At 60.3% G+C, this 24,471-nt stretch carries 19 protein-coding genes; 1 reads left to right on the forward strand and 18 read right to left on the reverse strand.

Translation table 11 applies throughout. From position 1 onward, the window contains the following. Positions 1 to 57: 57 nt before the first annotated feature. The 3 genes from BPSY_RS10575 to BPSY_RS10585 all read right to left on the reverse strand — a co-directional run bounded on the left by BPSY_RS10575 (position 58) and on the right by BPSY_RS10585 (position 4,015). Positions 58 to 1,446: an MFS transporter gene (locus BPSY_RS10575; RefSeq protein WP_033497146.1), complete on the reverse strand. Its 1,389-nt coding sequence runs from the start codon at positions 1,444 to 1,446 to the stop codon at positions 58 to 60. A gap of 310 nt (positions 1,447 to 1,756) precedes the next feature. After that, positions 1,757 to 2,554, reverse strand: a complete 798-nt coding sequence (locus BPSY_RS10580; protein WP_033497144.1) for an SDR family oxidoreductase — start codon at positions 2,552 to 2,554, stop codon at positions 1,757 to 1,759. Positions 2,555 to 2,689: 135 nt separating this feature from the next. After that, complete coding sequence (locus BPSY_RS10585) at positions 2,690 to 4,015, reverse strand: aspartate aminotransferase family protein (RefSeq protein ID WP_033497104.1); 1,326 nt, start codon at positions 4,013 to 4,015, stop codon at positions 2,690 to 2,692. A gap of 175 nt (positions 4,016 to 4,190) precedes the next feature. On the opposite strand from BPSY_RS10585, the gene BPSY_RS10590 reads away from it, so the two are divergent. Next, on the forward strand, positions 4,191 to 4,856 hold the full coding sequence (locus BPSY_RS10590; RefSeq protein ID WP_033497103.1) for an SOS response-associated peptidase: 666 nt from the start codon (positions 4,191 to 4,193) through the stop codon (positions 4,854 to 4,856). A 58-nt stretch (positions 4,857 to 4,914) separates the two neighbouring features. Here BPSY_RS10590 and BPSY_RS10595 read toward each other — a convergent pair whose 3' ends face one another. The 15 genes from BPSY_RS10595 to BPSY_RS10665 all read right to left on the reverse strand — a co-directional run bounded on the left by BPSY_RS10595 (position 4,915) and on the right by BPSY_RS10665 (position 24,354). Further along, on the reverse strand, positions 4,915 to 5,883 hold the full coding sequence (locus tag BPSY_RS10595) for a Ppx/GppA phosphatase family protein (RefSeq protein WP_033497101.1): 969 nt from the start codon (positions 5,881 to 5,883) through the stop codon (positions 4,915 to 4,917). 64 nt (positions 5,884 to 5,947) lie between these two features. Continuing rightward, entirely contained in the window at positions 5,948 to 6,664 is a 717-nt protein-coding gene (locus BPSY_RS10600; RefSeq protein ID WP_100841054.1) for a peptide deformylase, read from the reverse strand. A gap of 80 nt (positions 6,665 to 6,744) precedes the next feature. Continuing rightward, the gene (gene glmM / locus BPSY_RS10605) at positions 6,745 to 8,118 is read right to left on the reverse strand and encodes a phosphoglucosamine mutase (protein ID WP_033497099.1); all 1,374 of its coding nucleotides are present in this window, start codon (positions 8,116 to 8,118) and stop codon (positions 6,745 to 6,747) included. A gap of 176 nt (positions 8,119 to 8,294) precedes the next feature. Next, entirely contained in the window at positions 8,295 to 9,689 is a 1,395-nt protein-coding gene (locus BPSY_RS10610) for an aspartate aminotransferase family protein (RefSeq protein WP_157809750.1), read from the reverse strand. 111 nt (positions 9,690 to 9,800) lie between these two features. Then, positions 9,801 to 10,946, reverse strand: coding sequence for a phosphotransferase (locus BPSY_RS10615; protein WP_034886904.1), 1,146 nt, complete (start codon positions 10,944 to 10,946; stop codon positions 9,801 to 9,803). Between the two features lie 5 nt (positions 10,947 to 10,951). Then, positions 10,952 to 11,995 carry a zinc-binding dehydrogenase gene (locus BPSY_RS10620; RefSeq protein ID WP_033497095.1) on the reverse strand — a complete coding sequence of 348 codons (1,044 nt, stop codon included), beginning with the start codon at positions 11,993 to 11,995 and terminating at the stop codon, positions 10,952 to 10,954. 156 nt (positions 11,996 to 12,151) lie between these two features. Next, on the reverse strand, positions 12,152 to 13,465 hold the full coding sequence (locus BPSY_RS10625) for an MFS transporter (protein WP_081884441.1): 1,314 nt from the start codon (positions 13,463 to 13,465) through the stop codon (positions 12,152 to 12,154). 95 nt (positions 13,466 to 13,560) lie between these two features. Next, positions 13,561 to 15,159 carry an amidohydrolase gene (locus tag BPSY_RS10630; RefSeq protein ID WP_157809751.1) on the reverse strand — a complete coding sequence of 533 codons (1,599 nt, stop codon included), beginning with the start codon at positions 15,157 to 15,159 and terminating at the stop codon, positions 13,561 to 13,563. 198 nt (positions 15,160 to 15,357) lie between these two features. Then, positions 15,358 to 17,400 (reverse strand): amidase, encoded by a 2,043-nt coding sequence (locus tag BPSY_RS10635; protein WP_051921977.1) that lies wholly within the window; start codon positions 17,398 to 17,400, stop codon positions 15,358 to 15,360. A gap of 159 nt (positions 17,401 to 17,559) precedes the next feature. Continuing rightward, positions 17,560 to 19,122 carry an ABC transporter substrate-binding protein gene (locus BPSY_RS10640; RefSeq protein ID WP_033497059.1) on the reverse strand — a complete coding sequence of 521 codons (1,563 nt, stop codon included), beginning with the start codon at positions 19,120 to 19,122 and terminating at the stop codon, positions 17,560 to 17,562. A gap of 50 nt (positions 19,123 to 19,172) precedes the next feature. Beyond that, on the reverse strand, positions 19,173 to 20,003 hold the full coding sequence (locus tag BPSY_RS10645; protein ID WP_051921978.1) for an ATP-binding cassette domain-containing protein: 831 nt from the start codon (positions 20,001 to 20,003) through the stop codon (positions 19,173 to 19,175). Beyond that, on the reverse strand, positions 20,000 to 21,103 hold the full coding sequence (locus tag BPSY_RS10650; RefSeq protein WP_202961817.1) for an ABC transporter ATP-binding protein: 1,104 nt from the start codon (positions 21,101 to 21,103) through the stop codon (positions 20,000 to 20,002). Before BPSY_RS10650 ends, BPSY_RS10645 begins: the two co-directional genes overlap by 4 nt. 5 nt (positions 21,104 to 21,108) lie before the next feature. Beyond that, positions 21,109 to 21,990 carry an ABC transporter permease gene (locus BPSY_RS10655; protein WP_033497057.1) on the reverse strand — a complete coding sequence of 294 codons (882 nt, stop codon included), beginning with the start codon at positions 21,988 to 21,990 and terminating at the stop codon, positions 21,109 to 21,111. Positions 21,991 to 21,992: 2 nt separating this feature from the next. Then, a complete protein-coding gene (locus tag BPSY_RS10660) occupies positions 21,993 to 22,943 on the reverse strand; it encodes an ABC transporter permease (RefSeq protein WP_033497055.1) in 951 nt (316 codons plus the stop codon). A gap of 106 nt (positions 22,944 to 23,049) precedes the next feature. Next, positions 23,050 to 24,354 (reverse strand): aspartate aminotransferase family protein, encoded by a 1,305-nt coding sequence (locus BPSY_RS10665; RefSeq protein ID WP_202961818.1) that lies wholly within the window; start codon positions 24,352 to 24,354, stop codon positions 23,050 to 23,052. Positions 24,355 to 24,471: the final 117 nt, after the last annotated feature.

The following is a 24,471-nucleotide window of genomic DNA, read 5'->3' on the forward strand; positions in this document are numbered from 1 at the left end:
GTCACCAGTTCAGTGACACGGCGCCCCCAGGCGCACGACGATGGTTTGGTGGGCAGACTACCCCTTGTTGTTGGCGCTCTCCACGCCGCTGTCTCCGGCGTAATCCACACCCTTGGTCTCCTTCATCAGGATCAGGGAGATCAGGGTGAGCACCGCCGCCACGGCGAGATAGACGCCGACCAGCCATGTGCTACCACCTGCGAGGGTCCACAGGGCCGTTGCGATGATCGGCGCGAGGGCCGCACCGAGGATGGAGCTGACGTTATAGGCGATGGCCGAACCGGTGTAACGCACATTCGTGGGGAACATCTCCGGCAGAAGCGCACCCATCGGGCCGAAGGTAACGCCCATCAGGGAGAAGCCGATGATCAGGAAGGACTCCACCATCGCCCCGTTGAACGATGTGCCGCCCTTATTGTCCAGGAACAGCGGGAAGGCGAGTGCGAACACGATGATGATCACCGTGATGATGAGCAGCAGCTTGCGCCGCCCCATCGAATCGGCCAAGGGACCGGAGAACATGGTGAATATGCCGAAGAAGACCACACCGATGATCTGCATGATCACGAAGTCCGTGTAGGTGATACCCAATCCGGCCGGCGATGCGGTCGTGGGTTTCGTGCCATAGGTCAGGCTGAAGGTGGTCATCAGGTAGAAGAGCACATAGGTGGCGAGCATGGCGAAAGTACCGAGCACAACCGCCCTGAAATGATGCTTCATCGTGTCCACGAAGGGCACCTTGACGATTGCGCCACGCTGCTGCGCCTTTTTGAAGGCATCCGATTCCACGAGTTTGAAACGCACCCACAGGCCGATGGCCACCATCACCGAGGAGAAGATGAAGGGTATGCGCCATCCCCACGAGAGGAAGGCTTCGGACTGCATCAGGCTGCTGGTCGGATGCGGCAGCAGGAAATTGATGATCAGGAACAGGCCGTTGGCGATGATGAAGCCGATGGGAGCACCAAGCTGCGGGAAGGTGCCGTACCAGGCACGCTTACCGGCGGGGGCGTTCTCCGTGGCCACCAATGCGGCACCCGACCACTCGCCGCCTATCGCGAAACCTTGCGTCAAACGCAGCAGCAGCAGCAGGATCGGTGCGACGATGCCGATGTGGTTGTATGTCGGCAGCAGTCCGATGACGAAGGTCGCGATACCCATGGTCAGCAGGGAGGCGACCAGGGTCGCCTTTCTGCCGCGCTTGTCCCCCATATGCCCATAGAACACGGCGCCGATGGGTCGCGCGACCATCGCGGCCCCGAAGACGGCGAAGGACGCCAGCAGTGAGGCGGTGTCATTGGCGACGGGGAAGAACAGCTTGGGAAACACCAGAACCGCTGCTGTCGCATAGACATAGAAGTCATAGAACTCGACGGTGGTACCGACCAGACTGGCGGCGATCACCCTTGCCGGCGAATTCAGAGGCTTGGAAACAGGTTTGGACACAGATGCAGGCGCGTTGGCCTGCGAGGACGCTGAAGACACGATGACCCTTCTGCTCGTGTAAAAAAACAAAAACCATGACCCAACCGTCATGGTTAACTCTCTGCTCAGGAGCTTCGTCCTTGTGGGATCCCGCTGGACAGTCACCATATCACCAGCACACCACATATTGAACATCTGTCCACGATGAGAACAATAAATTGTATTACGTCGCACATTCACATAAGGGTGCCCACCCGGAGGCATGTCATCCCCATCATTGCAGATGATGCCATCCCGGTGAGACGCTTAGGCCAAAGCTCCGGTCATGCGATCAGGAACGACGGTCGAGTTTGGTGTAGGATCCCTCAGCCCGTGGACGGATAACCAGTGAATCGACATCGACGGTGTCCGGCAGATCGACCGCCCAACGGATGGATTCGGCGATGTCACCGGCATGCAGAGGATCGGGGACGCCTGCATAGACGTCTGCCGCCTTATCCGCATCACCGCCGAACCTCTTGACGGCGAACTCATCGGTTTTGACCATGCCCGGCGAAACATCGATGATGCGTACGGGTTCGCCGATCTGCTCCAGACGCAGCACACGCGCCATCACACGCTCGGCGAACTTCGAGGCGCAATACCCCGCGCCCCCTTCGTATGGCTCGATTCCCGCAGTCGAGGAGACGATCAGTACCGTGCCTTCGGATTCCTTCAAGGTCGGCAGCAGCTTCTGCGTGATACGCAGGGTGCCGATCACATTGAGTTCATACATGGCCCGCCAATCATCGAGATCGGCACTGGCGACCGGATCCTTGCCTATCGCGCCGCCTGCGCAATTGATCAGCGCCTTGACCGGTCCTTCGGCGATGATCCGGCGAACGGCCGCGTCGGTCGACTCTTCATCCGTGATGTCACAGACCACATAACTGCCGACTCCGCCTGACGACTCGATCTCATCCACCAGGGCTTCCAACTTGTCCTGACGCCTGGCCAGAAGCACCACCTGCCATCCGTCCTTCGCCAGCACCCTTGCCGTCTCGGCACCGATACCACTCGAAGCACCGGTCACCACCGCACGTCTGCCCCCGTCGAATGCATGTTCCCGTGTCGTCGACACCTCAGTCATATCGCATCTCCTCAGATATTCGAGCATTGTTGCTCCCGCACCAACCATCAACAGGCTAACCCATCATGACCGGACCGCGCATCCCTTGATTCCAACGGCATATCCGCCGCGCGGCACCGCCAATTCACACAAGCCTCAGCATCCGGTCGCCGTCAGCACCTCGTCCAGTATCGCGATGCCCGCTTTCGCCTCGTCATCCGTGATCACGCATGGAGGCACCACATGGATGCGGTTGTCGTGCACGTCGACGAGCAGGCCCGATTCCTTCGCCTTCGTATGGATGGCGGCCATGGTTGCCGCATCAAGCATATGTTTATCGTCCCGGCTCGAAACCATCTCCACAGCCCACATCACGCCCTTGCCCCGCACATCGCCTATATGCCGATGCCTGAGCTTCAGATCTTCGAGACCCGGTCCGATGACCTTCTCGCCGACCCGACGGGCATTGGCGACGATGCCCTCCTCCTCCATGGCCTCCTGCGCCGCGACGATGGAGGCCATGGCCAGAGGATGACCGGAATAGGTGAGACCACCCGGGAATACACGCTCATCGAAAGCATGCGCCACCTCATCGGAGAAGATGACCCCACCGGCCGGAACATAGCCCGAATTGCATCCCTTGGCGAAGGTGATCAGATCCGGCTCATAGTCGAATGCATCCAGTGCGAACCACTCCCCGGTACGGCCGAATCCCGCCATCACCTCATCGGTGATCATCAGAATGCCGTACTTCCTCGTGATCTCACGCACACCTTCGAAATACCCGTCCGGAGGCACCATGACCCCGGCGGTTCCCGGAATGGACTCCAGCAGCACCGCGGCAACGGTGTCCGGCCCTTCAAAACGCAGCACCTGTTCGAAATGCTCCAGGGCGCGGGCGCATTCCTCATCCTCGCTTTCGGCGAAGAAAGGCGAACGGTAGAGATACGGGGTCATCACATGCACATGGCCACGCGAATAGTCGTTCGGCTTGCGTCTCCAGTCACCGGTCGCCGCGATGGCCGCACCGGTGTTGCCGTGATAGCTCCGATATGACGAGATGATCTTGTCCCGACCGGTGAACTGCCGCGCCGCACGTATGGCATTCTCGTTGGCGTCGGCGCCCGCATTCGTGAAGAACACCTTGCTGAAGCCTTCCGGCGCCCGTTTCGCAACCAGGCTGGCCGCACGGCCGCGTGCCAGATTCGCATACCCGGGACCGAGCGTGCACATCAGTCTGGCCTGCTCCACGATGCCTTCAATCACCCGTGGATGCTGGTATCCGATATTCACATTCACCAGCTGGCTGGTGAAATCCAAGTACTCACGACCCTGCCCATCAACCAGGGTGGAGCCATGCCCGGAAACGATTTCGAAAGGATGCACCTTCCCCTGCGCACTCCAGGAGTGGAACACGTGCGCCTTGTCCAAAGCCGAAGCATCATCCCAAATCGTCGAATCTCCGGGAAAATCGTGTCCCATAGTGCACTCCCCCACCATTCATGTAGTCGATTACCTCAGTGACAGGTATTCATCGGATACATCACGATTCTTCGGCATGAACATTTCCCGGTGATTTCGGCTCGCGAAATTCTCTTCGCAGGAAGGCGCGTCTGCTCGCCCAGGATTTGTATCCATCGTGCGTGATACTGGGAATATGTGTGGAAGATTCGCCGCAAGCCTCGACTATCCCTCCCTTGCCGCCCGTTTCGGCACGGCGATGGAAGGCGGTCTCCCCTCTCCATCATGGAACATCAGCCCTTCCCAACGCATAGCGGTCATCGCCCAGGACGAGCAGGGCGGGAGGCATCTGACTGCCGCGACCTGGGGGCTGGTGCCGACCGCCTCACCCACCCGAAATCTTGGCTATCCGACGCATAACGCGCGGATCGAAAGCGCGCTGAGCAAACAGACATTCGCCGCCGCGGCGCGTGCACGCCGAGTCATCATTCCGGCGACGGGATACTACGAGTGGAGCAAGGACCATCAGCCCTACTATTTCCGCAAGAACTCGCAGGAGGCGCTGCTCATCGCCGGATTGTGCTCATGGTGGCGGGAGGATGAGGACTCACCCTGGGAGTTGACGGCGACGATACTGACGACCGAGGCCGTCGGTCGGGCTGCCGAGGTGCATCATCGCATGCCCGTGTTGATACCGGACGATCTTGCCGAGGAATGGATGGATCCGTCAAGCGACGCCGAGGAGGTCTTCGCACGCGTGGCCGAGGAAGGTCCCACGCTGTCGCGGCGTTTGCTCTCACACCCGGTTCGCCCGCTCACCGGTCGGGATGACGCCGGACTCACCGACGCGATCTCGATCTGAGCGCTGCGAAGGGCATCCGAGGGCGCAATGGACGCGGCTCGGGTGGCTACGGCATCCCCTAGAAGCCCAGGCGGGTACGTCCGAATTGGTCCAGCCAACGCAGGATGGCGCCTTCGCGCAACGCCCACGGGCAGATTTCAACCTGCTCCACGCCGAGTCTGCGCATGATCTCCGAGGCGACGATGCCGCCGCCGACGATCTGCACGGTGCGCTCAACGGTGATACCCGGCAGCGCGACCCGCTGCTCCGGGGAGATGGCGGCCAGGCGCGGGATCCAATCATCCAATTGCTCCCGTGTCATGATCCAAGTGTCATCACCGCCGGGCGAGCGCACCTGGTTACCGGCCAAACGCGCCAGCGAGCGGAAGGTCTTCGATGTGGCGACGGCATGGTTGGGGTTCGTCTCGCCGTCATACGATTTGCCGATCGGTTCCAGAATCTCCCGGACCTTGGCGCGGACGGAATCCAGCGCCTTGGAGGAAGCCATACCCTCCGGCAGCAGCTCCCTGGTGATTCTTCCGGCTCCGGCAGGAACCGACATGGCAAGGGAAGGGTCCTCATCGCTACCCAGCGCGACCTCCAGGGATCCCCCACCGATGTCCAGAACCAGCAGGCGCCCGGCATCCCAACCGTACCAACGTCTGGCGGCGAGGAAGGTGAGACGGGCCTCATCATTACCGGAGAGCACCGCAACCCCCTGGCCGATGCGCTGCTCGATCTGCTGCAGGATCTTATTGCCGTTGGGAGCCTCACGGAGGGCGGAGGTCGCCATCGGAAGCAGCTGTGTGACGTTGTATTCCTCGGCCAGTTTCATACCCCGGTCCACACCGCCCAGAATCGCCTCGGCGCCCGATTTCTTGATGCTGCCATCCTCTTTGAGGTACTGCATCAGCCGAACCGTGGATTTGGCGGATGCCTCGGGATCCGGTCTGGAACCGGGAGCCGCATCGACGATCAACATATGGATCGTGTTGGAGCCGATATCAAGCACACCCAAGCGGGTACTGTCCGAACGATGTTTAGCCATGATTCTCGACCTTAGCAAGCACCGTAGTCGTCGGGTCATTCACCACCGTGCGAGCACGGTCCTATCAGAGCGTGAAACCCAGTTCCTTGGCGGCATCGCGCGGAACAGGATCATAGGCCCATAGCTCTTCGAGGTTCTCATTGCTGGTCAGGCTGCGGATCTCCGCCTTATCGATATAGATTTCACCGGAGAGATGATCCGTCTCATGCTGGAATATACGTGCCGGCCACCCATGCAGATGTTCCTCGTGCTGCTTGCCTTGGGCATCCTGCCAGCGTGCAGTGATATCCAGCCAACGTCTACGGACCGCCTGGTAGCCATCGAAGGAGAGGCATCCCTCGTAGAAGCTCCTGGTCTGGGTCCCTATTGGCTCGTAAGTCGGATTGATGATCTCGTGGAAGGGGAGCTCCGCTATCTCACGCGGATCCTCGCCCGCGTCGTCGGGATCATCCCCACCCTCGTCCTCGTACTCATCGGACTCCGCTTCCGCATCGTCCTCATCACCGTCGTCACGCACATGGTCCTCGACAACCGCAATCGCCAGCCCCAGACCGATCTGCGGTCCGGCAAGGCCAACGCCCGGTGCCTCCAGCATCGTCGCCCGCATGGCTTCGATCAACCTGTGCAGGGTTCTGCGGGAGAGCTGCCCCCGCAACGCCTCGGTGGGCTGACGGAGCACCGCTTCGCCCATCTGCACGATGGGAAGCAGATGATTCCTTCCCGCATCATGCAGAAGCTGCTCCACCTCCCGGTCCAGCGTCGATCGTGTTCGCATCGCCATACCCCGTATCCTTAGTGTCTCTTCATGCCATGGTCGTCATCGATGCGGCCGCGCGGCCAAGCCGGTAACCCGGGCCCGAACTACAGGCTCAACTCGTCGGCCACAACCTGGGCCAGACGCTCGCATACCTCATCCGCCTGCTGTTGCGTCTCCGCCTCGGCCATCACGCGCACCAAAGGCTCGGTGCCACTCGGCCTGAGCAGCACCCGCCCGGTTTCGCCAAGCAGGGCCTCCTCACGCTTCACGGCTTCCTGAACCTTCGCATTGGTCGGCGCGGCGAGTTTATCGACATTCGGCACATTGATGAGCTGTTGCGGCAACTGTGGGAAGTCCGAAGCCAGTTCCTTCAGGCTGCGTCCGGTGCGCACCACTTCATTGGCCAGCGTCAGGGCCGTCAGGGTCCCATCGCCCGTCGTCGCGAACTCGCGATTGATGACATGCCCCGACTGCTCACCACCCAGTGTGAAACCGCCGCGCAGCATCTCCTCAAGCACATAACGGTCCCCCACGGCCGTCTGAACGGTGGCGATGCCCATGTCCTTCAACGCGAGTTTGAGACCGAGGTTGCTCATCACCGTGACCACCAGGGTATTGTTGGCGAGCTTTCCCTCGCGCTGCTTCGCGTGGGCGAGGATTCCCATGATCTGATCGCCATTGACCATCGTGCCCTCTTCATCGACTGCGAGACAGCGGTCGGCATCGCCGTCGAAAGCCACTCCCATAACCGCATCCGAGGCCTTCACCATCGCCTGCAGCTGTTCGGGATGGGTGGAACCGGCATGTTTGTTGATGTTGTATCCGTCAGGGGAGGCGTTGATCACCACCACATCCGCTCCTGCCTGACGCAGAGCCTCAGGTGCCACCACCGATGTCGCACCGTTTGCGCAGTCGGCTACGATGCGCAGACCCGCCAGGGGTTTCGGCCTGGTTTTATCCGTGCCCGTCGGGGCCACAGAACTAACCAGATGGTCGATATACATATTCGTCGCGGTTACGGTGTCATGGGATACGCGCCCCACACCCTCACCGGTCGGACGCTCCCATTCCTGGCCCAGGACCTTCTCTATATCGTCCTCTTTGGTGTCGGCGAGTTTGAAGCCGCCGCGCGCGAAGAACTTGATGCCGTTGTCGGGCATCGGATTATGCGAGGCCGAAATGACCGCGCCCATCTCCACGTTCAGCACCGAAGTGAGAAAAGCGATTCCCGGGGTCGGAATGATGCCGACATCGATCACGTCGAAACCACCCGAACTCATACCCGCAGCCAGTGCGGAAGCCAGGAAGTCACCGGATACACGGGTATCACGACCGATCAGCGCACGACGCCGCCCGCCGTTCTGGTCGCTGCTTCCCAGCACGCGCACGGCCGCATCACCCAAATCCAAAGCCAACTGCGCTGTCAGTTTTCTATTGGCCAGTCCTCGCACGCCGTCAGTTCCAAATAGCCTTGGCATCTTGCTCCTCGTCTCTGTGCCTACCACCAAACTACATGGTAACCATGAAGCCCTATGTCTCGGCAAGATGACGCGCAATCGCCCGGAACTCTCCGCAATTCGCACCCTCCTTCGATTCCCGGTGCCATGCCCCGGTCCACGCAATCGCCTGTATCACAGGGTTGCGGTCAGGCACCTCACCCGAAGTAGCCTTCCGAACAGAGCAACTCGCATGATTCCAGAAGACGTTCGGCATCCTGCTGGGTGAACACCAGCGGTGGTCGAAGTTTCAGCGTGCTGCCCTCCGCGCCGGCGGCTGAGATGAGCACCCTCTCGTCACGAAGACGGTTGATGATCGACCGTGCAGCCTGCGGATCGCCGCCGTGGCATCCGCTGGAATCCCGGCCGTCGCTAATGTCGATGCCGATGAACAGACCGGCATGTCTGATGCCGCCGAAGCGTGATCTTCCGGCGAGCAGGGATTCCAGCTCCGTGCTGATGAAATCCCCCATCCCTTTGGCGTGGGACTGCAGATGCATATCCTCGATCTGGTCAAGAACCGCGCCCGCTGCCCTCATCGAGACGGGATTGCCTCCGAAGGTATTGAAATATCTGGTGCTTTCCGCAAAGGCATCGCCGACGGCCTCCTTGTACACCACAGCCCCCGTGGGGATGCCGTTGCCCATCGGCTTGCCCATCGTCACCACATCGACCGCGGCATGATGCCTCTCGAAACCCCAGAATTCATCGCCTGTTCGGGCGAAACCCGACTGCACCTCATCGGCGATGAGTATGCCGCCCACCTTATGCACCGCTTCGGCTATATCGTCCACCCACCCGGGCGCGCCCGGAAGAACCCCGTCGGAGGAGAAGATCTGGTCGAGCAGCACGGCCGATACGCCATAACCCGCAGCGTGCAACTGCCGGAAGGCATGCTGGAAGCGGCTGAGCAGGGTGGCACGGATCTCCGCTTCGGGCAACCCGCCCGTGAGCAGGTCGCTGACCTCGACCGTGGCGAGGAACGGCGCCAGCGGCACACCCGTCCCGAAACTCGGCGACACCGAGGAGACCAATGATGTTATGCCGTGATAGGCGTTCGAAGTGACCACCACCCCTTGATGACCCGTGTACACCCTCGCCATGCGCAAGGCCAGATCATTGGACTCGGAACCCGAATTGGTGAAACTCACCCGGTTCAGCAATGCCGGAAAATGCCAGAGCAGACGTTCGGCATAATCCAGAACCTCATCCTGGAGATACCGCGAATGCGTGTCCTGGAGTCCGAGCTGCCCGTTGACCGCCTCGCGCACCTTGGCGTTGGCATGGCCGACGCAGGCCACGTTGTTGTAGCAATCGAGAAAATCGTCCCCCTGCGCATCGAAGAGGTGGGCGCCCTCCCCGCGGACCACATGGATGGGCCGGTCATAGAACAATGGCCCCAGCGTGCCCAGCACCCGCCTGCGCCTTTCGACCAGCGCGCGTTCCTGCGGATTCAGGGCCTTCATCCCCTGAGCGAAATCAAAGGCGTTCGACACCTGCTTCTTGCCCGATGCGGATTCACCCTGTGCTGATTCACCCCGTGACAGTGACATATTGCTTCCCTTTCCTCGACGTCCGTCCAATTCGAAAACATTCACTTCGCCATCATTCATTCCGATGCCCGTAGCCTCCCTGTGGGTTGCCCTCCGCGGGGATCAGGATCATCAGGTCGACATCCGATCTCCCGCGGCCCGGGGATCCTCCCGCCCGGCATCGCCCAGGCCCAGCATCTCCAGGAGTTCCTGCTTGCTGTGGCTTTGCATCACATTCAGGCGTCCCAATCGTGCCTGAGGTCCGGAGAGGTAGTGATCCGGGTCCACGCCCGCTTGCAGCTGCGCCATAATCGGAAGCACCAGGGCCAGGGCGCTGCGTGCCTCCATCAGGGTCGGCAGCAAGGCGAGTGTATCCTCGTCGCCGTGCATCACCTGTGGTGATGATGCATCATTGCGCACACTCCAGAGATACCCCTGCAGCAATCGTCGGCAGGCCTCCAAGGGGGCCTGGGAAGAGGCATCCGCATCAACCCCATAGCAGAGGCACGTCCCCACATCGCAGATCGGCGGCATCATATGCATATCCCCGAAATCCATGATTCCGGCGAGGGCATTCGGCCTCGACGGCTCGACCGTCAGGTTCCCCGGATGGAAATCTCCGTGGCACATGCTTTCGGGAAGGCTCTCCACCTGCGACGACACAGACAGGTAGCTCTCCACGGCATGCTCGACCGCGCTGCGGATTTCGGCATTGTCCATCTCGGGAAGGGTCCCCTCGGCGATCTCCGGCAGCAGACGAATATCCCAAAGCACTCTACCGAGTCGATCCTCGAAAGCCCGCTGGCGGGCCAGCACGCTTTGGATACGCGCCAAGGAGTCCCCCATGGCGAAGAGCAGCAGGTCGGAGGGCGCATGCTCCGACTGGGCAAGCACCTGCCCTGGAAGGAAGGTGGTGAGTGTGACGGCCCGACTCTCATCACCCTGCCGGTATGCGGATACCAGTTGCCCATCCGTGCCGGCCAGGATTCTCGTCACCGGCAGATCGGGCTCATGTTCCTGCAGCGATCGCAGGGCCTCGGCCCTCATCCTCACGGCCTCCCGGCTTTCCATGGGATGTTCGATCTTCAGAATCCACTGCGGCCCACTCCGCCCCGATGCCGTCACAGCGAAGGTGTCGTCTCGCTCCGTGGCGATGCGCCTGAGATTCGCCCCTCTGATCGCGTAGCCGTCTTCAAGCACCGCCAAGGCATCATGCTCGTCGACAGGACGATGCGGCACGCACAGCGCCTGGTACCCTTCATAATCCTGCATCCCCATGATGATTACCTCACTTTGATCATCGGTTTGATCGTGCGTCGCTGATCCATATCGGCATATGCGCGGGCGATGTCTTCAAGCCCGTACTCCTGCGTGTACACCATTCCGGGGTCTATCTGCCCATCGAGCACCGCGGGCAGCAGGGACCCGATGTAGTGATGGGCCGGCGACATACCGCCCGTGATGGTGATGTTCTTGTAGAACAGGGTTTTCACATCGATTTCCACCCCATGCGGCAGACCCACATAGCTGAGCGAAGCGCCCGCTGCGCACATGTCGATCGCCGTGGTGAAGGATTGGGCGGAACCGACGCATTCGAGCACCACGTCGGACATGCTGCCCGATGTGAGCGTCCCGACCATCTCCACGGCTTCCTGTCCCCGCGCTTCGATGACCTCATCGGCTCCGAAGAGGCGTGCAAGCCTGTGCCTGTCCTCATGGGAGCTCCCGGCATTGATCACACGCCCGGCCCCAAGGAGTTTCGCCGCCATGATCGCGCAGAGACCCACCGCCCCATCACCCACGACGGTGACGGTATCGCCGGCTTTCACATGGGCGCATACGGCCGCGTGATAGCCGGTGGTGAACACATCGGTGAGCGTCAGTAGGCTGGGGATCAGGGATTCATCAGGTCTGCCCCCATCGGGAAGGGCTTTGACCAAGGTGCCGTCCGCCTGCGGCACGCACGCGGCTTCGCCCTGACCGGCATCGATGCTTTCGCGGCCCCAGAAGCCACCGTTGATGCAACTGGTCTCCAAGCCTCTGCGGCAGTAGTCGCACTCACCGTCGCTGTACCGGAAGGGGACCACAACCCAGTCCCCCGCCTTCACACTGCTCACCTGCGAACCGACTTCACGTACCGTTCCCACGAATTCATGCCCGATACGGCTCGGCGCATCGGCCCCCTGGCCACGGTAGGTCCACAGATCGGAACCACATACCCCTGCGTATTCGATGTCCACGATCGCATCGGTGGGTCGCGCAATCACCGCATCGGGTACATCATCAAGCGTCACCGAGTGGTCTCCGTGGTATACAGCTGCCTTCATATTCATTCACCTTTCTGTTCCGTCATATACGGCAATCGTGTTCCCTGATCCCCGAGACAATGCACATGGCGCGATAATCGGGGGATCTTCGCACCACGACGGATGCGGGACCCTCGATTCGCCGCACCCGCCCGGGATGCTGGGATGCCACGGCTTTCAATATTCATTCGTCCAGCTCCCTGCGCTGATTTCGGCATTCCGCTGCCGAAGATTGCGCAAAGCCTTCGGCAGCATCACGCTGAAACCGATAAGACCGATGATCCAGATCGGATATTGCGCCAGCACCGCAATGCGCATCGTGTGATCCGAGTAGAGATTCGGATTGTCCGCACCCTGCCAGTCGAGCAGCAATCCCACGCCGAGCAGCACCAGACCGGATGAGAGGAAGCCTCCGATGTTCGCGAGCCCCGTGGCAGTGCCCAGATCCCTGGGAGCGTTGGCCTCCCGCGCGAAATCGAAGGCCAGACTCGAAGCGGCCATACCGCTGGAAATGGCAAGCAGCAGCGCGATCATCAGCACTCTGGAATGCGGTCCCTCCGTCAGCAGCAGAATGGTCCAACAGAGCATCTGCGCACCGACGGTCCCGTACACCAGCAGCACACGACCCCGCACCGGATGCGAACTGGCGAAACGGCCGAAAAACATCGCCAACACCACGCAACTGAGCGTGCCACTGGCCAGGTATGCGCTCGCCTGCGCATATGAATACCGCTCGACTGCGAGCAGGAAAGGGAAACCCCATAACTGGTTCATCATCGTATTGGAGAACCAGGTGATGCTGTGCACCCAGAAACCGCATACCGTTCCCGGTATCCTCGCCACGGTACCCAGATTCCTGATCGCATGGTGTCCGGTGCCGACGGGTGGCCGTATGGCGGGTGCGGATGGGTTCGCCGGGCTCTCTCGCAGCAGCGTCATCACGCAGAAGGCGATCATCAATCCGACGCCGGCGAGCGACAGGAAGGCGGTCTGCCATGATGTCAGATTCATCACCCACACGAAGGGGTATACCGAGATGATCTGCCCCAGATTACCGATCTGTCCTGTCAGCTGGTTCATCAGAGGCAATCGGCGCAAGGGGAACCAGGCAGCCAGCAAACGGATCACCGAGATGAAGATCAGGGCATCCCCTGCACCCACGATCGCTCTGGCCACAACCGCCATGCCGGTGACCGTGGAGACCGCCAGCAGCCCCTGTCCCAGTGACATCAGGCAGCAACCCGCCACAATCATGGCCTTCGGGCCGAAGCGGTCCAGCAGCATGCCGGCAGGAATCTGCATAATCGCATAGACGAAGAGCTGCAGATAGACGAATGATGAGAGCGCCGAGCTGGAGATGTCGAAATACAAGGCGGCCTGAATGCCTGTGGCGGAAAGCGATGACCGGCACGTCGCCGCGAAGATATATCCTCCCAGCGCCAGCGCCCACATCGCATATGCCATAGGGCTGCCGCGGCGTATCGTACTCATCTCACCTCTCTCCTCATGCTGCCATTCCTCCGCTGTTCATGACCGTGACCGGCCCCTCAGCGCTTTCACTGCGTGATGTTCCCTGCCGTCGGCGGTCAGGAACGCGTGTACCGCACGACTCCACCGATAATCGTCTGCATCACCGCGATCTCATGCAATGCTCCGGGTTCGACGCGATGGGGATCTTCGTCAAGCACGGCGAAGTCGGCGAATTTCCCGGGACTGACCGATCCGAGCACATCCTCCTTATGCGAGGCGTAGGCGCTGCCATAGGTGTATGCCTTCAAGGCATCATCAACACTCAGACGCTCCTGCTCCCCCAGGAGGAAGCCTTTGGCGGTCAGCCGTGTCACCATGCCCTCGATCGAGGTCAGCGGATCGACGGGTGCGCAGGGGGCATCGGTGCTGCCGGGGATCAGTGCCCCTCTGTTCACGAATGCCCCCATGCGATAGGCTCGGCGAGCCCGCTCCTCACCGAGCAGTTCAACGTAGGCGTCACCGTTGTTCTTGATGAAACTGCCCTGCGGATTCGGGATGATCCCATCGGCGATGATCCGCTCGACGGTGGCGTCGTCGGCGATGCCGCAGTGTTCCAGACGATGACGTGCATCCTTCCTCGGATACTTCGCCTGGGCGTATTCGAAGGCATCCAATGCGATGTTGATGGCCCTGTCCCCTATCGCATGGACAGCGACCCGCCATCCTTCACGCTGCAAGGTCGCCACGTGGTGTTTGAACTCCTCAGGATCCCAACTCAGCACCCCGTGGTTTTCAGGATGCCCCAGATACGGCTCGCTCAGCAGGGCGGACAGGCTGTTGAATGCGCCGTCCAGAATCACCTTGGCCGGGCCGATGTCGAGCAGTCCTCCTTCGAATCCACTGCGGATGCCAAGGTCGAGACCGAAACCTTCCGTGATGTCCCCGGTGAGCTGCCCAAGATCATGCAGCGCGCTGTAGTACGGCATCATCGTGCCGCGCTGATGGATGAGCCCACGATCATAGGCGCTCTGGAACAATCCGATATCATCCGGCGTCTGCCCGATGCCCTCCCAGTTATGGTCGGTGCCGGTACCGCCGTCGGTGAAGCTGGTGATGCCGAGGGCGAGGGTGTGTTCACCCGCCAGGCGCAGCTGGTGCAACAAGGTCTCCTCGGGCACGCGGTTCGCTACCCCGGTCAGCATGAAACAGAATTTGTCTTTTACCAGACCGGTGACCTTCCCGTGCTCCTGAATCACCAGATCGGTGTCTTCAATCTCCTCGGGACGCTCGAAGCCGGCGCGTCTGAACGCTTCGGTATTGACCACGGCCGCATGATTCGACAGATGCAGGATCAGCAGGGGGTGCCCGTGGGAGATGGAGTCGAGCCGCTCGATATCGGGGAAGGCTCCAAGTGAGAATTGGTCGAATCCCCAGCCAAGCACCCAGCCTTCACCTGGCGCGGATTCACAGGCGGATTCGACTTTTCGGTACAGCTCATCAAGCGTGCCGGTCGTCTGCTTGCGCAGATCGACCTGGTTGAGATTCGCCCCGAGCAAGGAGAAATGCAGGTGCACATCGTTGAAGCCCGGGCACACATACCTTCCCTGAAGATCGATATGCTCCTTGGCTTCGACGCCGTCCAACTCCTCGTCAAGGGCCACGATCCGACCGTGGTGGACGCCTATCGTGGTGGCCGTCGGATGTGCAGGATCCATGGTCTGCACACAAGCGTTTTCAAAAATCGTATCGATCGCAAACATCGTGTTTCGTTCCCCCTGATTCGTTTACCCGTATTCCGTGCTGTTCCCACCCGGTGGTATTCACCCGGCGTTATTCATCCGGTGCATCTACCCGGTGCCACCTACCCAGTGCCATCGACCCAGTGCCATCGACCCAGTGCCATCGACCCCGCTCTATATCAAGGAGGAGGTCGTCGCGCCCAGCCGTGGCATATCCCGAACCTTGACATCGGCTCCTATGGACCCGCCGCTGCCCGAGTACAACGCGACCACGGCGATGCGCCTCGCATCGAATATGGATGCAAGGGAGATCTCCCCGGTCCAGGGCTCATCACGTGACCACTCGTCGACCAGCATGCCGTTGATGAAGATCCTGCATGCGCAGCGGTGTTCCGGCTGTGCGGCATGGACACTGTATGCGACGGCACCGTTCCCGACCTCCACTTCAAGTGCCGCCTGCATCGCCGGACCGGACGCACCCGCACCCGCAGCGCCATAATCCATATCGATGCGTGCGAGCTTCTGTATCGGCGGGGTGCGTGCGGGGGCCGTGCGCCGGTGCCCCGACTGCTCATAGGCATACGCGCATGCGAGCAACAAGCGGTCGCTGCCCGAAGGAGCCATGAAGGTGAGCCCGGCTGGAACACCGGTGTCATCCATCAGTCCCATATTCACACTGACGGTCGGGATGCCCAGATGCCGTATCATGCGGTTGCCGTTGGAGAAGAAGGTGCCATCCTGCCATGCTTCGGTGTTATGCACCGTATCCACATCGGCATCGGCGCGCCCGATGTTGCTGTTCGTCGGGAAGATCAGCACATCCAAGCGCTGGGAGCGCATCCACTCCTCCAGATGCCGCTGGCGAATACTCTCAAGCCCCCGCAGCCCCTCGGCCAGTTTCGGTGTGCTGTCGAGGGGAAGCAGTCTGCCCGAGCGGATGTATTCGGCGGCCTGCTGGTAGAAACCGTATTGCCAGTGGGTGCGATGCGCCACCGAGTTGAAAGGGTTGGGGAAGATGTCATCCGGATTCACATCAAGCAGGCTGTCCAACCCGGACATATCGAATGAGGTGATGAACTCCTGCAATGCGGCTGCATTGAGTTGGAGCCACTCATGCTCCATCCAATCGCGCGGGATCAGGCCTTCGTCCGCGAAGGTCTTCAGATCGCGTGGGGCGGCTTCGTAGGCATCGCGCAATGGGAGCGAGGTCCACCGCACTTCGGCGCCGAGCGCTTCGAGATCGTCCACGGCGCGCAGCAGCAAGGCGCTGATGCTCGGTCTCGTGTAGACGGAGGGTATCACTCCCCCGATGCGACCGGCGTATTCCTTGACCACCCCGATGCGAAGCCCGGCCAAGGCATCCATATCCGCGACCCCGGCAAAGCCTTCCTCGCGGAATCGCCGTGCCCCCTCGAGCGGGACATATGATTGCCTGCGCCACATATCGCCCCGGGTGTCGTCATCCTCACGCGTGAGCGCCGGCAGCAGTTCCAACAGATCCGGAACCGTCCTCGTATGCGGTACGACTTCATCCTTGGTCGCGTGCAGCACCCAGTTGCCACGCAGCGAAATGACCCCGCGCGACGGCGTGTAGGCGACAACACCGTTATTGGCCGCCGGGGAGCGTCCGGAGGAAACCGTCTCCTCACCCATGCCGAAGGCCGCGAAACTGGCCGCGGTGGATACCGCCGATCCGTGGGATGAACCGGAGTACCATGCCGCGGCAAGGTACTCGCCGTTGTAGGGGTTCTCGGATCTGCCGTAGACCCCGCGCTGCACGCCACCGGCCGCCATCGGCGGCATATTGGTGCGCCCCAGGAGTATGGCGCCTTCCTGTCGCAGCGATGCGACCGAAAAACTGTCTTCGTTGGCGACGACGTGCGCGAATGCGGGTGAGCCCGCCGCCATGGTCATGCCCTTGGCCATATAACTGTCTTTTACGGTATACGGAATGCCATGCAAGGAGCCATGCGCCTTGCCTTGGGCACGCTGAGTGTCTTTGCGCATCGCCTCCTTGATGGCATCGGAGGCGATGATCGGTGTCGAATTGAGATGTATGCCGTTGACGTCGTAGAAGAACAATCTGTTCAGGTATGCGACCACGAGTTCCGTGGAGGTGCTTCGTCCGTCGGCCAGCATGGCTTTCATATCGCTGATACTCAGCTCACAGGGATCCTGGTACTGCTGCCCGATGGCGGTATTCCTCGATGAACGCATCACTGACTCCTTAGGACTCGTCGGCATCTCCCGCACCGGCCTGTCATCATGCCGGATCGGTCGGTCATATATGAGCTCGCAGTGCTGCCGCGACGCCTGTGACCAGGCGCCATAGCAGCATGCGAGATTGCTTATTGCTGATGAACGGCCAAGCCGCCCCTACTCCTTGAGCTGCAGGTTGTAATACACCGGTCCCTGCATCCCTGATGAATAGCCGCCGAGTTTGCTCGATACGGCGCTGATCTGCTGGTATTTGCTGACGATGATGTTCGGCACATAGTCGTAGAACCAGTCCTGGAGCTTGTCGTAACCGGCCTTCTGATCACTCTCCGAGGTGGCTGCATTGATGCTGTCCGCGATGGTCTTGAACTCGGGGTCGGTGTTCCAGCCCGCACCCGAAGCCTGGAAGAAGGAGTAGCTGATCGGGTTGGCGGAGTAGCTGTAGCTGGAGATGAGCATATCCCACGATCCCGGCTCGAACATCTTCTGCAGCACGCTGGCCCAGTCGAGTACCTGGATGTCGGTTTTGATGCCGACCGCATTGAGCTCGTTCTGGATCTCCATGCTCTCGTCGTACATGTATGGATAATCCTTGGTGGTCAGGAAGGTGATCGTGCTTCCGTCGTATCCCGATTCCTGGATGAGCTTCTTGGCCGCCGCGGTATCCGGGTTGTTGTACTTATCGAGGCTCGACTCCGAACGCAAGGGGCTGGTCTTGGGCATCAGACCGCCATCGGTGTTGTACAGATCCGAGTTCTGGTGTCCCGCCTTGGCGATCTTGCTCATATCGAGGCTTGCGAGAATCGCCTGGCGAAGCTTCTGGTTGTCCTTGAAAATGCCCTCCTGCTTGTTGAAGATCAGGGTTTCCAGCATCTCGTCCTTCTCGACCTTGACGTCCGAGCTGGCCTTCGCCTGGGCGTACTGGGAGTCCGCGAGCGAATATCCGATTTCGTATTGTCCGCTCAACGCTCCGGTCAGACGTGTGGTGCCGTCGGTGACGAAATCGAATTCCATCTTGTCCGCGTGAGGTGTGCGGGCACCCGAATAGCCGTCTGACTTCCCGTCTGGGGAGGAGTAGTCCGCGAACTTCTCCAGGATGATATTCGTATCCTTCTTCCACGAGCTGTACTTGTACGGACCGGTGCCGATATACTCCTGCACGCCGGTGTCGGTGGCCTTGTCGATAACCGTCTTCGGCATGATGGCCGCGATCCTTCCGGTGTCGGCCATCAGGTAGAGGCCTGTCGAAAGGGCCTTGGGGGATGTGATGACCACGGTATCGGCGTCGGGCGATGTGACCGTCGAGCCGGTGAAGAAGGTGCTGCCGATCTGGGAGAGCTTGATCCAGCGTTGCATGGAGGCGACCACATCCTCGGCCTTCATCGTCGCCCCATTATGGAATTTCACTCCGGTGCGCAGTTTGAAGGTGAAGGTCTTGTTGTCGCTGCTCACCTCATAGCTTTTGGCGAGCAGGGGCGCCACACTGCCGTCCGCCTTCAGCGTGACCAGTGATTCGTAGATGTTGCGCATGGTGTCACGGGCGACGTAGGCCCCCGTGATCATAGGATCGAGACTGGTGACCGTGGCATTGAGCGCGATGTGGACCGTGCCCCCTTCCACGCCTTCCCCTGATGATGATGAACTTGAACCGCAGGCCGTCAGGCTGAGCAGCGTTGCGATGGCCGCCCCGATGGCGATCACCTTATTCCTCAACTTGTTCATGGTTTCCTCTCTTATTGGTGTTGTAAGGGTGTGGAGTTACAGATGTGGTGTTATGCGGCCATCAGCTGGTGCCGCCGCGGGTCGGGAAGCGGGATGCTCCCCAGGAGATTGCGGGTGTAGTCGGTCCGGGGATTCCCGAAGATCTGCTCGACGGTGCCCTCCTCGACCAGCTCCCCCTTGCGCAGCACGCCGATGCGGTCGGCGATGAACCTGACCACGCTCAGATCGTGGGTGATGAAGAGATAGCTCAGTGAGAACTCCTCCTTCAGATCCTGCAGCAGGTTGAGCACCTGGGCCTGCACCGAGACATCCAATGCGGAGACGGACTCGTCGAGAATCAGAATCTTCGGTCTCACCACAAGCGCCCTGGCTATATTCACACGCTGCAACTGGCCTCCGGAGAACTGATGGGGGAAACGGTCGATCTGCTTGCTGGACAGTCCTACACGCTCGATCATGTCCACCGCCATATCGAGACGGTCACTGCGGGAATCTCCGATTTTTTGGATCTCCAAGGCTTCCACAATGGCGTTGCCCACGGCTTTGCGTGGGTTCAACGCCGAGAAGGGATCCTGGAAGACCATCTGGATATTCCCTCGGATACGCTCGCGCAGCAGCGATGGGGAATAATCGGTGTAATTGTTTCCCTCGAACACGATAGAACCGGTCGTCGGCTTCTCCAGGGCGCAGATGATGCGGCCGGTGGTGCTCTTACCGCTTCCCGATTCGCCCACCAAGGCATAGGTCTGCTTGCCCGCGAGTTCGAATGAGACATTCTGCAGGGCATGGAAGACCGAAGCGCCCTTCCTGGTCAGACCCCGGCTGATGAAGTCCTTGTAGATGCTGTTGACCTGGAGTATCGGATTCTCCTGATTCGTCATGACGCCACCTTCCTGAATTCACCGATTTCCGCGAGTCTGATGCACCGGGCTCCATGTCGTTCGGCGATGGATTGCATGTCGATGACGCTTTTCCTGCACTCGTCGGCGACGAAGGGACATCGTGATGCGAAGCGGCATCCACTTCCTGCCACCTCCGACAGCTGCGGAACGGAGCCGGGAATGGTGCTCAAGCGCTCGGGCCTGTCGCCATCCAGAGGCGGTGTGGCGGCGAGAAGACCCTGCGTGTAAGGATGCCGTGGGTGTGCGAACAGCTCATCCACTGGAGCGGATTCGACGATCTGCCCCAGGTACATCACCTCGACCCGGTCGCACATCTGCGCGACCACACCCATATCGTGGGTGATCAGGATGATGCTCATGCCCCGCTTGTCCCGGAGACCCCGCAACACCTTCAGCAACTGCATCTGAATGGTCACATCGAGTGCCGTGGTGGGTTCGTCTGCGATCAGAAGCTTGGGATGGTTGATCAATGCGATGCCGATCACGACGCGTTGCAGCATGCCACCCGAAAGCTGGTATGGATACCGTTCCATCCATGCTTTGGGATCGTCCGAACCGGCATCCTCCAACGCTTCGATGCAGCTGGCTTCGACCTCCTCCTTGCCAAGGGAGGTCTGATGGGCGTGCACCGTCTCCCTGAGCTGCTGACCTATGGTCATCAGGGGGTTGAGGCTCGACATCGGATTCTGAAAGATGAAGCCGATATCCCCGCCCCTGAGCTCCCTCAACTGTTTGGGGGACAAGGAGAAGATATCGCTGCCATCGAAGGTGATGCTGCCCTGGTACTTCGTGCTGCGTTCGTTATGCAGGCGCATGATCGAGAAGGAGGTGACGCTTTTCCCGCAGCTGGATTCACCGACGATACCGAGGATCTCACCTTGGCGGACGCTGAAATCAACTCCTTCGACCGCGTTGTTCCAGGACTTTTTCGCTCCCTGGAAGCTGACCACGAGATCGCGCACCTCCAACATCGCGCTCATGGCACCCGAATCCTGCCGACCGTCAGGCATATCCTCCCCCGTCCCTTTGTGCGCATCCACGGATCCGCCGATTCTTGTCGCTTCCGCAATACCCGTCATGCCAATCACCTTCTTCTCTTGGGATCGAAGACCTCACGCAGGCCGTCGCCGAACATATTGATGACGAAGACGGTCAAAGCCAGCGCGACACCTGGGAACACCGTCATCCACCAGGCCGAGTAGATGTAGGTGCGGCTGTCGTAGAGCATGTTGCCCCAGCTCGCCTGGGGCTGTGGGATACCCGCGCCGATGAAACTCATCGCGGCCTCGACCAGGATGGCGTCGGCGAACACGAAGGTGACTTCCACGATCCACGCGCCGATCACGTTGAGCACGATGTTCTTCCACAGGATGCGGAAGCTGCCCGAACCGAGATTTACCAATACCTGCACGTAGTTTTCGTTCATATTGGTCATCGTCGCGGAACGGACGACGCGTGCGACCATCGGCACGAACACGATCGACAGGGCCAGCACCACGCTTCTGGTGCTTTGGCCGAAGGAGCCGATGAATACGATTGCGAACAGGATGGCGGGGAAGGCCATCAGGCCATCACAGATACGCATCAGCAGATAGCCGATTTTGGGATAGTAGGCGGCGTACAGACCGACCACGAATCCTATTACCCCGGAGATCGCGGCGACTGAGATGCCCACCGTCAGCGATGCCTTGCCACCCAGCAGCACACGGGTGAAGGTGTCGCGTCCGACGTTGTCCGTTCCCATCGGATGCCCGGCACTCGGCGAGAGCAGCATGGCCGAGGTGTTGGTGGTGTAGCCGTCCATATTCCCCAGCCATGGCACCAGCACACAGGCCAGTGCGATCAGCAGCAGCAGCCCGCCGCCGATCATGGTTGATGGGGAGGAGAGCACCGCATTCCACCAGGAATTCGAGCCCCTGCGTGTTTTCGCGGGCTTGTTGTGCGTGACAGCAGTTGCTTCGGTCATGATCAGAACGACCTTTCTCGTATTCTCGGGTCAATGACCGCATACAGCACATCCGTGATGAGATTGACGATGATGAATACCAAGGCGACGAAGATCATGATGCCCTGGATCATCTGGTAGTCACGACGAAGAATCGAATTGACGACCAATTGCCCGATACCCGGCACGTTGAAGACGGTTTCGACCACGATGGCCCCTGCTATCAGCTCGCCGAAGGACTGGCCGACAATGGTGAGGATGGGGATCGATGAATTCTTGAAGGCGTGTCCCCACAGCTGCTTGGAACGCGGGAGGCCTTTGGCCGCTGCGGTTCGGATATAGTCGCTGCCGAGGGCGTCGATCATCGAGGATCTGCTCATCCTGGAGATCAGTGCGATCTGCAGTGTGGCCACGGAAACCGCGGGGAGTATCAGATGGGTGATGTATCCGGCGAAATCGTCGGAGGGGTACACGAATCCGCTGGCCGGCAGTAGTTTGAGCTGCAGCACGAAGAGGATCATCAGCAGCAGACCTGCCAGGAAGCTGGGCAGTGATGTGGTCAGTGTGGCGAAGGCCAGCACGATCTTGTCCGCCAGCCTGCCATGCTTGTCGGCGGCGAGCACGCCCAGAGGTATGGCGATCGCCAGCGCGATCAACTCGCCGAACAGGGCGACCGAGAGGGTGGGGAACACATGGGACAGAATCGTCGGTGTCACCTTCTCGTTGAGGATGTACGAATACCCCAGATCACCGTGCAGCATATTGACGAACCAGGTCCACAGCTGATTCGGCAGCGAGGCATTCAGCCCCATCTGCTCCCGTATGGCCTCGACCTGTTCGGTGGTGGCATCGTTCCCGGCCACCACCCGGGCCGGATCCCCGCCGCTCAGATGCGACAGAGCGAAAGCGATGATGCCGACGATCATCAGTACGGGTACTGCGGAGAGCAGCCTTTTCATCACATATCTACCCATTGGTCACCCCCCTTTTCAGACAGCTTCGTGCTGCTTCGCATCGCCCTGTTCCCCAACACCTTGTTCCCAGACAATCTGTTCCCAAACATCCCGCTCCGAATCACCTTCACACCGACGCAAGCACTTCCTCCAGCACGCCAAGCCCCTCATCCACCTCTTCGACCGTGGAGTTCAATGGAGCCGCGAATCTGACGGCGTCATGGTCGGCACCGCATCCCAACAGCAGCAGTCCTCGTTCCAGCGCTTTCTCGGACACCGCATGGAAGACATCGGAGCCGGTCATCCCGTCTTTGTCGCCGAATTCGATGGCGAGCATCATGCCCACGCCCCGCACATCGGTGATCCAGGGGAAGCGTGACTGCAGTTTGACCAGGCTGGCTTTGAAGTATTCCCCGAGGGCCGAGGCGTGCTCGACGATGCCTTGTTCCTCGAACTCGTCGAGTACGGCGAGACCGGCCGCGGCTGCCACCGGATTGCCCCCGAAAGTTCCACCGTGCATACCGGGGAGCCACTTATTCATGTTCTCCTCGGTGGAGATCACCGCACTCATCGGGAAACCACCTGCGATGGCCTTGCCGACGGTCATGATGTCCGGGACGACACCTGTATGCATACTGGCGAACATTTTCCCGGTGCGCCCGTATCCTGATTGGATTTCATCGAAGACTAGCATGATGCCGTGTTCCGAACAGATTTCGCGCAGCCCTTTCAGGAAACTTGGATCCGGGACCACATAGCCGCCCTCGCCCTGCACGGGCTCGACGTAGATGCATGCCACCTCATCCGGCGAGACGCAGTACTTGAAGAGTCGGGCGATCTCATCGAGGCACCACGATGCGCGCTGCCCGGCGTCATATCCCTCCGGGCACAGATCCTTGGAGGGGTAGGGGGCGAAATAGACGCCACCCATCATCGGCTCGATGCCTTTGCGATAAAAGGAATTGGAAGCGGTGATGCTGACGGCGCCCATCGTCCGACCGTGGAAGGAACCCTTGAAGGCTATGACCGCAGGCCGTCCGGTAATCACACGCGACAGTTTGATCGCCGCATCGGTGGCTTCCGCACCACCGTTGGCGAAGAGCATCGAATCGAGCTTGCCGGGTGTGACCTGCGCGATCCGCTTCGCAAGCTTCAGCGTCGTCGGATAGTTCACGACATTGAAGGATGCCGTGATCAGATGGTCGATCTGCTGCTTCGCCGCGGCCGCCACCTTGGGGTGCGCGTGGCCGAGCGCATTGACCGCGATGCCCTGGACCCAGTCGATGTATTGTTTGCCATTGACGTCGGTCAGGTACATCCCATGTCCTGATTCGGCGACCAGTGTGGTGGCCTTGGACAGTGCCGGACTGAGATATTCCTTGTAATCGGCGAAGACCACATCCGAATCCTTGATTTCCTGTGATGTCTGCAACACTCTTCCTCCTGACGGCTGCTGTTGGCATTGAACGCCTGTAAGCGGCATTCTTCATGACTACGGATACGGAAACAATGGAATATTCAGCACACGCGGCCTTCCGATTGGACATTC

It is taken from the genome of Bifidobacterium psychraerophilum (genome assembly GCF_000741705.1).
GTDB classification, from domain to species: domain Bacteria; phylum Actinomycetota; class Actinomycetes; order Actinomycetales; family Bifidobacteriaceae; genus Bombiscardovia; species Bombiscardovia psychraerophila.